Annotated in this window: 12 protein-coding genes; all 12 read left to right on the top strand. The window is 69.8% G+C overall.

Annotation, left to right across the window (positions count from 1 at the left end; genetic code table 11):
• The first annotated feature begins 54 nt into the window (after positions 1–54).
• Positions 55–651, top strand: a complete 597-nt coding sequence (gene pyrR / locus AB0M76_RS23565) for a bifunctional pyr operon transcriptional regulator/uracil phosphoribosyltransferase PyrR (RefSeq protein WP_365954748.1) — start codon at positions 55–57, stop codon at positions 649–651.
• Between the two features lie 107 nt (positions 652–758).
• On the top strand, positions 759–1,748 hold the full coding sequence (locus tag AB0M76_RS23560) for an aspartate carbamoyltransferase catalytic subunit (RefSeq protein WP_030294587.1): 990 nt from the start codon (positions 759–761) through the stop codon (positions 1,746–1,748).
• Between the two features lie 2 nt (positions 1,749–1,750).
• Positions 1,751–3,037: a dihydroorotase gene (locus tag AB0M76_RS23555; protein ID WP_362632906.1), complete on the top strand. Its 1,287-nt coding sequence runs from the start codon at positions 1,751–1,753 to the stop codon at positions 3,035–3,037.
• Complete coding sequence (locus tag AB0M76_RS23550; RefSeq protein WP_266668912.1) at positions 3,034–3,615, top strand: hypothetical protein; 582 nt, start codon at positions 3,034–3,036, stop codon at positions 3,613–3,615. The genes AB0M76_RS23555 and AB0M76_RS23550 overlap by 4 nt, the downstream gene beginning before the upstream one ends.
• Positions 3,612–4,775: a glutamine-hydrolyzing carbamoyl-phosphate synthase small subunit gene (gene carA, locus AB0M76_RS23545; protein ID WP_365954746.1), complete on the top strand. Its 1,164-nt coding sequence runs from the start codon at positions 3,612–3,614 to the stop codon at positions 4,773–4,775. Before AB0M76_RS23550 ends, carA begins: the two co-directional genes overlap by 4 nt.
• Positions 4,768–8,076, top strand: a complete 3,309-nt coding sequence (gene carB / locus AB0M76_RS23540; protein ID WP_365954745.1) for a carbamoyl-phosphate synthase large subunit — start codon at positions 4,768–4,770, stop codon at positions 8,074–8,076. Before carA ends, carB begins: the two co-directional genes overlap by 8 nt.
• 83 nt (positions 8,077–8,159) lie before the next feature.
• A complete protein-coding gene (locus tag AB0M76_RS23535; protein WP_365954744.1) occupies positions 8,160–9,269 on the top strand; it encodes a quinone-dependent dihydroorotate dehydrogenase in 1,110 nt (369 codons plus the stop codon).
• 26 nt (positions 9,270–9,295) lie between these two features.
• Complete coding sequence (gene pyrF, locus AB0M76_RS23530; protein ID WP_365954844.1) at positions 9,296–10,129, top strand: orotidine-5'-phosphate decarboxylase; 834 nt, start codon at positions 9,296–9,298, stop codon at positions 10,127–10,129.
• A 312-nt stretch (positions 10,130–10,441) separates the two neighbouring features.
• The gene (locus AB0M76_RS23525; protein ID WP_008740406.1) at positions 10,442–10,765 is read left to right on the top strand and encodes an integration host factor; all 324 of its coding nucleotides are present in this window, start codon (positions 10,442–10,444) and stop codon (positions 10,763–10,765) included.
• Positions 10,766–10,826: 61 nt separating this feature from the next.
• Positions 10,827–11,390, top strand: a complete 564-nt coding sequence (gene gmk / locus AB0M76_RS23520) for a guanylate kinase (protein ID WP_266631092.1) — start codon at positions 10,827–10,829, stop codon at positions 11,388–11,390.
• Between the two features lie 61 nt (positions 11,391–11,451).
• Entirely contained in the window at positions 11,452–11,724 is a 273-nt protein-coding gene (gene rpoZ, locus AB0M76_RS23515; RefSeq protein ID WP_004948662.1) for a DNA-directed RNA polymerase subunit omega, read from the top strand.
• A gap of 99 nt (positions 11,725–11,823) precedes the next feature.
• Complete coding sequence (gene coaBC, locus AB0M76_RS23510) at positions 11,824–13,038, top strand: bifunctional phosphopantothenoylcysteine decarboxylase/phosphopantothenate--cysteine ligase CoaBC (RefSeq protein WP_365954743.1); 1,215 nt, start codon at positions 11,824–11,826, stop codon at positions 13,036–13,038.
• Positions 13,039–13,230 lie beyond the last annotated feature (192 nt).

Raw genomic sequence — 13,230 nt, 5'->3', positions numbered from 1 at the left:
ACATCAGACGTCCTTTAAGGTCCGTCCCGTGAGGCGGAGAAGGAGGTCCTTTTCATGGACGCTCAAGCTGCTCAGAAAGTCGATGCCCAGGGCATCGAGGCGATGCGCCCCGTGCTCGAGGCACAGGACATCGCGCGGGTACTGACCCGCATCGCCCACGAGATCGTCGAACGCGCCAAGGGCGCCGACGACGTGGTGCTCCTCGGCATTCCCACCCGCGGTGTGTACCTCGCCCGCCGGCTGGCCGCCAAGCTCGAAGAGATCACCGGCACGAAGATCCCGGTCGGATCCCTCGACATCACCATGTACCGCGACGACCTGCGGATGAAGCCCGCCCGCGCGATCGGCCGCACCGAGATCCCCGGCGACGACATCGACGGACGCCTCGTCGTCCTCGTCGACGACGTGCTCTTCTCCGGCCGGACCATCAGGGCCGCCCTCGACGCACTGGGCGACCTCGGCCGCCCCCGCGCCGTACAGCTCGCGGTCCTCGTCGACCGCGGCCACCGCGAGCTGCCGATCCGCGCCGACTACGTCGGCAAGAACCTCCCCACGTCGCTGCGGGAGACCGTCAAGGTCCAGCTCCAGGAGGAGGACGGCCGAGACGCCGTGCTGCTCGGCCAGCGGACCGACACGGCAGCCGGGCAGTAGCCCGTACGCGTGACGGGGCCCCGAAGCCGGGGCCCGCGCGCGAGCCTGCCCTGCCTGCACTCCAGCCAGTCCGCCGCTCTGACCTCACCGACTTACGGAGCACCCTGATGAAGCGCCACCTCATCTCGGCCGCCGATCTCACGCGCGACGACGCCGTCCTCATCCTCGACACCGCCGAGGAGATGGCACGCGTCGCGGACCGGCCGATCAAGAAGCTGCCCACCCTGCGCGGCCTCACGGTCGTCAACCTCTTCTTCGAGGACTCGACCCGCACCCGGATCTCCTTCGAGGCGGCCGCCAAGCGGCTCTCCGCCGACGTCATCAACTTCTCCGCCAAGGGCTCCTCGGTCTCCAAGGGCGAGTCCCTGAAGGACACCGCGCTGACCCTCGAGGCCATGGGCGCGGACGCGGTCGTCATCCGCCACCACGCCTCCGGCGCCCCCTACCGGCTCGCGACCTCCGGCTGGATCGACTCCGCCGTCGTCAACGCCGGCGACGGCACCCACGAGCACCCCACCCAGGCCCTGCTGGACGCCTTCACCATGCGCCGCCGCCTGGTCGGCCGCGACGCCGGCCTCGGCAAGGACCTGAACGGCCGCCGCATCACCATCGTCGGCGACGTCCTGCACAGCCGGGTCGCCCGCTCCAACGTCCAGCTGCTCCACACGCTCGGCGCCGAGGTCACCGTGGTGGCCCCGCCGACCCTGGTCCCGATCGGCGTCGAGAGCTGGCCCTGCGAGGTCTCGTACAACCTCGACGAGGTGCTGCCGAAGTCCGACGCGGTCATGATGCTGCGTGTGCAGCGCGAACGCATGAACGCCGCCTTCTTCCCGACCGAGCGCGAGTACTCCCGCCGGTACGGGCTCGACGGCGACCGCATGGCCAAGATGCCCGAGCACGCCATCGTCATGCACCCCGGCCCGATGAACCGCGGCATGGAGATCACCGCCGAGGTCGCCGACTCCGACCGCTGCACCGCCGTCGAGCAGGTCGCCAACGGCGTGTCCACCCGGATGGCCGTCCTGTACCTGCTGCTCGGAGGCTCCGAGCCCGCCGTCACCACCACCAGCACGCCCCGTATCGAGGAGAGCAAGTAATCATGAGCAAGATCCTGATTCGTGGGGCGAAGGTACTCGGCGGCGAGGCGCAGGACGTCCTGATCGACGGCGAGACCATCGCAGCGGTCGGTCAGAACCTGTCCGCCGAGGGCGCCACCGTCATCGAGGCCGAGGGCCAGGTCCTCCTCCCCGGCCTCGTCGACCTGCACACCCACCTGCGCGAGCCCGGCCGCGAGGACTCCGAGACCGTCCTGACCGGCACCCGCGCCGCCGCCTCCGGCGGCTACACCGCCGTGTTCGCCATGGCGAACACCTTCCCCGTCGCCGACACCGCCGGCGTCGTCGAGCAGGTCTGGCGGCTCGGCAAGGAGTCCGGCTACTGCGACGTGCAGCCCATCGGCGCCGTCACCGTCGGCCTCGAGGGCAAGCAGCTCTCCGAGCTGGGCGCCATGCACGAGTCCGCGGCCCGTGTCACCGTCTTCTCCGACGACGGCAAGTGCGTCGACGACGCCGTGATCATGCGCCGCGCCCTGGAGTACGTGAAGGCCTTCGGCGGCGTCGTAGCCCAGCACGCCCAGGAGCCCCGCCTCACCGAGGGCGCCCAGATGAACGAGGGTGTCGTCTCCGCCGAGCTGGGTCTGGGCGGCTGGCCGGCCGTCGCCGAGGAGTCGATCATCGCCCGCGACGTCCTCCTCGCCGAGCACGTCGGCTCCCGCGTGCACATCTGCCACCTCTCCACGGCCGGCTCCGTCGAGATCGTCCGCTGGGCCAAGTCCCGCGGCATCGACGTCACCGCCGAGGTCACCCCGCACCACCTGCTCCTCACCGACGAGCTGGTCCGCTCGTACAACGCGGTCTACAAGGTCAACCCGCCGCTCCGCACCGAGCGCGACGTGATGGCCCTGCGCGAGGCGCTCGCCGACGGCACGATCGACATCGTCGCCACCGACCACGCCCCGCACCCCCACGAGGACAAGGACTGCGAGTGGGCCGCCGCCGCCATGGGCATGGTGGGCCTGGAGACCGCGCTCTCCGTCGTCCAGCAGACGATGGTGGAGACCGGACTGCTCGACTGGGCGGGCGTCGCCGAGCGCATGTCCTTCGCCCCGGCGCGGATCGGCAGCCTGGACAACCACGGCCGCCCCGTCTCGGCAGGTGAACCCGCGAACCTGACGCTGGTCGATACCTCGTACCGTGGTGTCGTGGACCCCGCACACTTCGCCTCCCGCAGCCGCAACACGCCTTACGAGGGCCGTGAGCTGCCGGGTCGCGTCACTCACACCTTCCTGCGGGGCCGGGCAACGGTCGTGGACGGGAATCTGGCGTGACACCTGCAGTAATCCAACTGGCCGCCGAGGCCGCCGAACGACGGTCGGCGGAGGTGACGGACTGGGGCGCCCGCCTCGCGTGGGTGATCGGTCTGCTCGTCTTCATCGCGTTCGTGTACTGGCTGATGCGGCAGGGCTGGAAATGGCGTGGCGCCCTGCAGAGCGATCTGCCGGAGCTGCCCGCCGCCCCCGGCGGTCTCCCCGAGCACCGGCTGGCCCTGACCGGCCGGTACCACGGGTCCACCACCGCCGGGCAGTGGCTCGACCGGATCGTCGCCCACGGTCTGGGCGTCCGCAGCCGGGTCGAGCTCACACTCACCGACGCGGGCCTCGACGTGGTCCGTCCGGGTGCCACCGACTTCTTCGTACCGGCCGCGCAGCTGCGCGGCGCCCGCCTCGACAAGGGAATCGCGGGCAAGGTACTCACCGAGGGCGGTCTCCTCGTCGTCACCTGGGCGCACGGCGACAAGCTGATCGACTCCGGATTCCGCTCCGACCGCGCGGCCGAACACGCCGCCTGGGTCGAAGCACTCAATCTCATGAACCAATCCATCACGACGGAAGGCGCCGAACGATGACGACCTCCACCAGGGGAGCAGCCAAAGCTCCCGCCGTACTCGTCCTGGAGGACGGTCGGATGTTCCGCGGCCGCGCCTACGGCGCCGTGGGGGAGACCTTCGGCGAGGCCGTGTTCTCCACCGGCATGACCGGCTACCAGGAGACCCTCACCGACCCGTCGTACCACCGGCAGGTCGTCGTGATGACAGCCCCGCACGTGGGCAACACCGGCGTCAACGACGAGGACCCCGAGTCCTCCCGCATCTGGGTCGCCGGGTACGTCGTACGCGACCCCGCCCGCGTCCCCTCCAACTGGCGCTCGCAGCGCTCGCTGGACGAGGAGCTGGTCAAGCAGGGCGTCGTCGGCATCTGCGGCATCGACACCCGTGCGCTGACCCGCCACCTGCGCGAGCGCGGCGCCATGCGCGTCGGCATCTTCTCGGGCGAGGCCTGGGCGCACGTCCGCGACGAGGCCCTGCTGGCGAAGGTCCAGGCCTCCCCGCAGATGAAGGGCGCGAACCTCTCCGCCGAGGTCGCCACCAAGGAGACGTACGTCGTCCCCGCCATCGGCGAGAAGAAGTTCACCGTCGCCGCCGTCGACCTCGGCATCAAGGGCATGACCCCGCACCGGATGGCCGAACGCGGCATCGAGGTCCACGTGCTGCCCGCCACCGCCACCGTCGAGGACGTCTACGCGGTCCGGCCGGACGGCGTGTTCTTCTCCAACGGCCCGGGCGACCCGGCCACCGCCGACGGCCCCGTCGCCGTCATGCAGGGCGTCCTGGAGCGCAAGACCCCGCTCTTCGGCATCTGCTTCGGCAACCAGATCCTGGGCCGCGCGCTCGGCTTCGGCACGTACAAGCTGAAGTACGGCCACCGCGGCATCAACCAGCCGGTGCAGGACCGCACCACCGGCAAGGTCGAGATCACCGCGCACAACCACGGCTTCGCCGTGGACGCGCCGCTCGACAAGGTCTCCGAGACCCCCTACGGCCGCGCCGAGGTCTCCCACGTCTGCCTGAACGACCAGGTCGTCGAAGGCCTCCAGCTGCTCGACCAGCCGGCCTTCTCCGTCCAGTACCACCCCGAAGCGGCCGCCGGCCCGCACGACGCCGCGTACCTCTTCGACCGTTTCACGTCTTTGATGGAAACCGCCCAGTTGGAGGCCGAGCGTGCCTAAGCGCACCGATATCCAGTCCGTCCTGGTCATCGGCTCCGGCCCGATCGTCATCGGACAGGCCGCCGAGTTCGACTACTCCGGCACCCAGGCCTGCCGCATCCTCAAGGCCGAGGGCCTGCGGGTCATCCTGGTGAACTCCAACCCGGCGACGATCATGACCGACCCGGAGATCGCCGACGCCACGTACGTCGAGCCGATCACCCCCGAGTTCGTCGAGAAGATCATCGCGAAGGAGCGCCCCGACGCGCTGCTCCCGACCCTCGGCGGCCAGACCGCGCTGAACACCGCGATCTCCATGCACGAGCAGGGTGTGCTGGAGAAGTACGGCGTCGAGCTCATCGGCGCCAACGTCGAGGCCATCAACAAGGGCGAGGACCGCGACCTCTTCAAGGGTGTCGTCGAGGCCGTCAAGGCCAAGATCGGCTACGGCGAGTCCGCCCGCTCGGTCATCTGCCACTCCATGGACGACGTCATCAAGGGCGTCGACACCCTGGGCGGCTACCCCGTCGTCGTCCGCCCCTCCTTCACCATGGGCGGCGCCGGCTCCGGCTTCGCCCACGACGAGGACGAGCTGCGCCGCATCGCAGGCCAGGGCCTGATGCTCTCCCCGACCACCGAGGTGCTCCTGGAGGAGTCCATCCTCGGCTGGAAGGAGTACGAGCTGGAGCTGATGCGCGACACCAAGGACAACGTGGTCGTCGTCTGCTCCATCGAGAACTTCGACCCGATGGGCGTCCACACCGGCGACTCCATCACCGTCGCCCCGGCGATGACCCTCACCGACCGCGAGTACCAGCGGCTGCGTGACATCGGCATCGCCATCATCCGCGAGGTCGGCGTCGACACCGGCGGCTGCAACATCCAGTTCGCGATCGACCCGGTCGACGGCCGCGTCATCGTCATCGAGATGAACCCGCGCGTCTCTCGCTCCTCGGCGCTCGCGTCGAAGGCCACCGGCTTCCCGATCGCCAAGATCGCCGCCAAGCTGGCCATCGGCTACACGCTCGACGAGGTCCCCAACGACATCACCGAGAAGACGCCGGCCTCCTTCGAGCCTTCCCTCGACTACGTCGTGGTCAAGGCCCCGCGCTTCGCCTTCGAGAAGTTCCCGCTGGCCGACGCCACCCTCACCACCACCATGAAGTCGGTGGGCGAGGCCATGGCCATCGGCCGCAACTTCACCGAGGCCCTCCAGAAGGCCCTGCGTTCCCTGGAGAAGAAGGGCTCGCAGTTCACCTTCGTCGGAGACCCCGGCGACAAGGCCGAGCTGCTGGCCACCGCGGTCCGCCCGACCGACGGCCGCATCAACACCGTCATGCAGGCCATCCGCGCCGGCGCCACCCAGGAAGAGGTCTTCGAGTCCACGAAGATCGACCCCTGGTTCGTCGACCAGCTCTTCCTGATCAAGGAGATCGCCGACGAGCTCGCCGGCGCCGAGAAGCTCGAGCCCGAGCTCCTCGCCGAGGCCAAGCGGCACGGCTTCTCCGACGCCCAGATCGCCGAGATCCGCGGCCTGCGCGAGGACGTCGTCCGCGAGGTCCGCCACGCCCTCGGCGTCCGCCCGGTCTACAAGACGGTCGACACCTGCGCCGCCGAGTTCGCCGCGAAGACCCCGTACTTCTACTCCTCGTACGACGAGGAGTCCGAGGTCGCGCCCCGCACCAAGCCCGCGGTGATCATCCTGGGCTCCGGCCCGAACCGCATCGGCCAGGGCATCGAGTTCGACTACTCCTGCGTCCACGCCTCCTTCGCGCTCAGCGACGCCGGCTACGAGACCGTGATGGTCAACTGCAACCCGGAGACCGTCTCCACCGACTACGACACCTCCGACCGCCTGTACTTCGAGCCGCTCACGCTCGAAGACGTGCTGGAGATCGTCCACGCCGAGTCCCTCGCGGGCCCGATCGCGGGCGTCATCGTGCAGCTCGGCGGCCAGACCCCGCTGGGTCTCGCGCAGGCCCTCAAGGACAACGGCGTCCCCGTCGTCGGCACCTCCCCGGAGGCCATCCACGCCGCCGAGGACCGCGGCGCCTTCGGCCAGGTCCTCGCCGAGGCCGGCCTGCCCGCCCCCAAGCACGGCACCGCGACCACCTTCGCAGGTGCGAAGGCCATCGCCGACGAGATCGGCTACCCGGTCCTCGTCCGCCCGTCCTACGTGCTCGGCGGCCGCGGCATGGAGATCGTCTACGACGAGGCCCGCCTCGAGTCGTACATCGCCGAGTCCACCGAGATCTCGCCGACCCGCCCCGTGCTGGTCGACCGCTTCCTCGACGACGCCATCGAGATCGACGTCGACGCCCTCTACGACGGCACCGAGCTCTACCTCGGCGGCGTCATGGAGCACATCGAGGAAGCCGGCATCCACTCCGGCGACTCTGCCTGCGCCCTGCCCCCGATCACCCTCGGCGGCTTCGACATCAAGCGGCTGCGCGCCTCCACCGAGGCCATCGCCAAGGGCGTCGGCGTCCGCGGTCTGATCAACATCCAGTTCGCGATGGCGGGTGACATCCTCTACGTCCTGGAGGCCAACCCGCGCGCCTCCCGCACCGTCCCCTTCACCTCGAAGGCGACCGCGGTCCCGCTCGCGAAGGCCGCCGCCCGCATCTCGCTCGGCACCACCATCGCCGAGCTGCGCGAAGAGGGCATGCTGCCGAAGACCGGCGACGGCGGCACCCTGCCGCTCGACGCGCCGATCTCCGTCAAGGAGGCCGTCATGCCGTGGTCGCGCTTCCGCGACATCCACGGCCGCGGCGTCGACACCGTCCTCGGCCCGGAGATGCGCTCCACCGGCGAGGTCATGGGCATCGACTCCGTCTTCGGCACGGCGTACGCCAAGTCGCAGGCCGGCGCCTACGGCCCGCTGCCCACCAAGGGCCGCGCGTTCATCTCCGTCGCCAACCGCGACAAGCGCTCGATGATCTTCCCGGCCCGCGAGCTGGTCGCCCACGGCTTCGAGCTCATGGCCACCTCCGGCACCGCCGAGGTGCTGCGCCGCAACGGCATCAACGCCACCGTGGTGCGCAAGCTCAGCGAGGGCGAGGGCCCGAACGGCGAGAAGACCATCGTCCAGCTGATCCACGACGGCCAGGTCGACCTGATCGTCAACACGCCGTACGGCACCGGCGGCCGCCTCGACGGCTACGAGATCCGCACGGCGGCCGTGGCGCGCAGCGTCCCGTGCCTGACCACGGTTCAGGCGCTCGCCGCGGCCGTCCAGGGCATCGACGCGCTCAACCACGGCGACGTGGGCGTCCGCTCGCTCCAGGAGCACGCGGAGCACCTGACCGCGGCCCGCGACTAGCAGCCCGTACGAGGAGGGGGACACGGATGCGCGATGCGCGTCGGTGTCCCCCTCTTCATGAGCGCACAAGGGATCTTCTCGACATGTACAAACTCTTCTTCGACCTCGTCTTCAAGCGGATGGACCCGGAGCAGGCCCACTACCTGGCCTTCCGCTGGATCCGGCTCGCGGTCCGCACCCCGGTGCTGCGCACCTTCGTGGCGGCGGCCCTGGCCCCGCGCCACAAGGAGCTGCGCACCGAGGCGCTCGGGCTGCGTATGCACGGCCCCTTCGGCCTCGCCGCGGGCTTCGACAAGAACGCCGTCGCCATCGACGGCATGTCCATGCTCGGCTTCGACCACATCGAGATCGGCACGGTCACGGCGCAGGCACAGCCGGGCAACCCCAAGAAGCGGCTGTTCCGGCTCGTGCCGGACCGCGCGCTGATCAACCGGATGGGCTTCAACAACGAGGGCTCCGCGGCCGTGGCGGCCCGCCTGGCTGCCCGCGTGCCCGTTTTCAACACCGTCGTGGGCGTCAACATCGGCAAGACCAAGGTCGTGCCGGAGGAGGAGGCGGTGGCGGACTACGTCGCCTCCACCGAGCGCCTGGCCCGCCACGCGGACTACCTGGTCGTGAACGTCTCCTCGCCGAACACGCCGGGCCTGCGCAACCTCCAGGCCACCGAGTCCCTCCGGCCGCTCCTGACGGCCGTACGGGAGGCCGCGGACCGCACCGTGACCGACCGCCGGGTCCCGCTCCTGGTGAAGATCGCGCCGGACCTCGCGGACGAGGACGTGGACGCGGTCGCGGACCTGGCCCTGGAGCTGGGCCTGGACGGCATCATCGCGACGAACACCACCATCGCGCGGGAGGGGCTGGGTCTGAAGTCCGCCCCGTCCCTCGTGAAGGAGACCGGAGGCCTGTCCGGCGCCCCGGTCAAGGAGCGCTCCCTGGAGGTCCTGCGCCGCCTGTACGCCCGTGTGGGCGACCGCCTGGTGCTGGTGGGCGTCGGGGGCATCGAGAACGCCGAGGACGCCTGGCAGCGGATCCTGGCCGGCGCGACCCTGATCCAGGGGTACAGCGCGTTCATCTACGAGGGCCCGTTCTACGCCCGCGCCATCCACAAGGGCCTGGCCGCGCGCCTGGCCGTCAGCCCGTACGCGACCCTCGCCGAGGCCGTCGGCGCCGAAACCCGAAAGGCCGCCCAGTGACCGAGACCTCCGTGACCGAGAGCGCCGTGACCCCCTTCGGCACCCGCCTGCGCGCGGCGATGGACTCCCGCGGCCCGCTGTGCGTGGGCATCGACCCGCACGCGGCCCTCCTGTCGTCGTGGGGCCTGAACGACGACATCGCGGGCCTCGAGAAGTTCTCCCGCACGGTCGTCGAGGCGCTGGCCGACTCGGTGGCCGTCTTCAAGCCGCAGGCGGCCTTCTTCGAGCGCTTCGGCTCGAAGGGCATCGCGGTCCTGGAGCAGACCGTGGCCGATGCGCGGGCCGCGGGCACGCTGGTCGTGATGGACGCGAAGCGCGGTGACATCGGCTCGACGATGGCCGCGTACGCGCAGACGTTCCTGTCGCCGTCCTCGCCGCTGTTCTCCGACGCCCTGACGGTGTCCCCGTACCTGGGCTACGGCTCGCTGCAGCCGGCGGTGGAACTCGCCCGCCGCTCGGGCGCGGGTCTCTTCGTCCTCGCGCTCACCTCGAACCCGGAGGGGGCGGAGGTCCAGCGCGCGGTGCGCGAGGACGGCCGCACGATCGCCGCGACGATGCTGGGCCACCTCGCGGCGGAGAACGCGGGCGCGGCGCCGATGGGCTCCTTCGGAGCCGTGGTCGGCGCCACGCTGGGCGACCTGTCGTCCTTCGACCTGGACATCAACGGGCCGCTGCTGGCGCCCGGCATCGGTGCGCAGGGTGCGACGGCGGCCGATCTGCCGGCGGTCTTCGGTGCGGCGGTCCGCAACGTGGTCCCGAACGTGTCGCGGGGCGTGCTGAAGCACGGTCCGGACGCCGCGGCCCTGCGCGCCTCGGCCACCCGGTTCGCGGACGAAATCCGCGAGGCGGTCTCCGTCTGAGGCCGTTCGGAACCCGTTCGGGAGTGCCGTCGGCCGGTCCGGCCGCACCCCACGTCGTACGGTCTGACGAAATTCGAACGTCTTTCACCGGACAAAACCGGGGTGTTTTGTCCGTGATGTACGGTTCAGTGGAGGCTGACCAGGACTTTTCGTCCGTTCTCGCTGACTGGAGCGGCCTTGGCCGCTAGTCTCCGATCAGAGTGAACGAGCAGCGAACGAGTTCCACCGCTGTTCGGGCATTCGCCTGGTGTGGCGCCCTAGGGTTCCCCACCGGTCCGTATCCGACAGTTCGACATCCGAGGTGACGCAGGCGTGGCTCTTCCGCCCCTTACCCCTGAACAGCGCGCAGCCGCGCTCGAAAAGGCCGCCGCGGCTCGCCGGGAGCGGGCCGAGGTGAAGAATCGACTCAAGCACTCCGGCGCCTCGCTCCAAGAGGTCATCAAGACGGGCCAGGAGAACGACGTCATCGGCAAGATGAAGGTCTCCGCCCTGCTGGAGTCCCTGCCTGGCGTGGGCAAGGTCCGCGCCAAGCAGATCATGGAGCGCCTCGGCATCTCCGAGTCCCGGCGTGTCCGAGGTCTCGGTTCCAACCAGATCGCGTCTCTGGAGCGTGAGTTCGGCACTCCTGCCGGCTGACGCGTTGCCTGAAGTTCTCCCGGCGTTCTCAGGCAGTCCCGAGAACCTGGATAATCGCTTTATGGCAGCAGAGGTTCGTCCGCGGCTGACCGTGCTCTCCGGCCCTTCGGGGGTCGGCAAGAGCACGGTCGTCGCGCATATGCGCAAGGTCCACCCCGAGGTATGGCTCTCGGTGTCGGCCACCACCCGCAAGCCGCGGCCCGGTGAGCGACACGGAGTCCACTACTTCTTCGTCAACGACGACGAGTTCGACAAGCTGATCGCCAACGGCGAGCTGCTGGAGTGGGCCGAGTTCGCGGGCAACCGCTACGGCACGCCGCGCGGCGCGGTGGCGGAGCGACTCGAGAACGGCGAGCCCGTTCTCCTGGAGATCGACCTCCAGGGCGCGCGACTCGTCCGCGAGTCGATGCCCGAAGCTCAACTCGTCTTCCTGGCGCCGCCGAGCTGGGACGAGCTGGTCCGCCGGCTCACCGGCCGCGGCACCGAATCGCCCGAGGTCATCCAGCGCAGGCTGGAGACCGCCAAGGTCGAGCTCGCTGCCGAGTCCGAGTTCGACACCACCCTGGTGAACACCTCCGTCGAGGACGTAGCGCGTGAGCTGCTAGCCTTGATGGAAGTTGTTTGATCGTTGATCGATGTTCCGTCGATTGATGCTTGATCATTCACCCATCTTCGGAAGGTAGAGCGTGTCCTCTTCCATCACTGCGCCCGAGGGCATCATCAACCCGCCGATCGACGAGCTGCTCGAGGCCACGGACTCGAAGTACAGCCTCGTGATCTACGCGGCCAAGCGCGCGCGTCAGATCAACGCGTACTACTCGCAGCTCGGTGAGGGCCTGCTCGAGTACGTCGGCCCGCTGGTGGACACCCACGTCCACGAGAAGCCGCTTTCGATCGCGCTGCGCGAGATCAACGCGGGTCTGCTGACCTCCGAGGCCATCGAGGCCCCGGCTCAGTAAGGCACCGAGCATTCCTTTCACCACAGGCCCGGCAGAACATCTGCCGGGCCTGTGGTGTGTCATAGACACGTACGACGATCAGCGATAGGGGCGTGTGTGGTGGGTAAGCCGAAGGTCGTGCTCGGAGTCAGCGGCGGGATCGCCGCGTACAAGGCGTGCGAGCTGCTGCGCCGGCTGACCGAGTCCGGACACGACGTACGGGTGGTGCCCACGGCGGCATCCCTGAACTTCGTGGGCGAGGCCACCTGGGCCGCGCTGTCCGGCAACCCGGCCGGGACCGAGGTCTGGGAGACCGTCCACGAGGTCCCGCACGTCCGGATCGGGCAGAGCGCCGACCTCGTCGTCGTCGCCCCGGCCACCGCGGACATCCTGGCCAAGGCCGCCCACGGCATCGCCGACGACCTCCTCACGAACACGCTGCTCACCGCGCGCTGCCCGGTGGTCTTCGCCCCCGCCATGCACACCGAGATGTGGGAGCACCCCGCCACCCAGGAGAACGTGGCCACGCTGCGCCGCCGCGGGGCCCTCGTCATCGAGCCTGCGGTCGGCCGGCTCACCGGCAAGGACACCGGCAAGGGGCGGCTGCCCGACCCCGAGGAGATCTACGAGGTGTGCCGAAGGGTCCTCGCGCGCGGCGTGGCCGAGCCCGACCTGGCCGGCCGGCACGTGGTGATCAGCGCGGGCGGCACAAGGGAACCGCTCGACCCGGTCCGCTTCCTCGGCAACCGGTCCTCCGGCAAGCAGGGCTACGCGCTGGCCCGCACCGCCGTCGCCCGCGGGGCCCGGGTCACCCTCGTGGCGGCCAACACCGCGCTGGCCGACCCGGCCGGGGTGGACGTCGTACGGGTCGGGACGGCCGTACAGCTGCGCGAGGCGGTCCTCAAGGCGGCGGCGGACGCCGACGCCGTGGTGATGGCCGCGGCCGTGGCCGACTTCCGGCCGGCCGAGTACGCAGACGGCAAGATCAAGAAGAAGGACGGGCAGGATCCGGCGCCCGTGGCCCTCGTCCGCAACCCCGACGTCCTCGCGGAGATCTCGGCCGACCGGGCCCGGGAAGGCCAGGTCGTGGTCGGTTTCGCCGCCGAAACTGACAATGTGCTCGCGAACGGCCGGAGCAAACTGATCCGCAAGGGGTGTGATCTTCTCGTCGTGAACGAGGTCGGCGCATCCAAAACCTTCGGTTCCGAGGAGAATGAGGCTGTGATCCTTGCCTCTGATGGGGCTGAGACCCCTGTCCCCTACGGTCCGAAGGAGGCGCTGGCCGAGGTGATTTGGGACCAGGTCGCTCCGCGGCTCGCTCCACGACGCGCCTGAGCGACGGCTCTTCTCGTAGCCGATTCCATGAGCCAGAATGGAGTGCCGCAGGTCACATGGCTCCCATAGGGCGAGACAGGTGGTCCGGTAAACGGTGGCGACCGATAAACTGCATTCGGAACGTGATCGGGCGCAGCCCCCGGTGTGGTTCCGCCAAATGATCAGCCAGCAGCCGCTGCAACCCCAGGGAGC

It is taken from the genome of Streptomyces sp. NPDC051364 (genome assembly GCF_040682115.1).
Classification (GTDB): Bacteria; Actinomycetota; Actinomycetes; order Streptomycetales; family Streptomycetaceae; genus Streptomyces.
The sequence above is the reverse complement of the archived record's forward strand: the minus strand, read 5'-3'. Positions and strand labels throughout refer to the sequence as shown.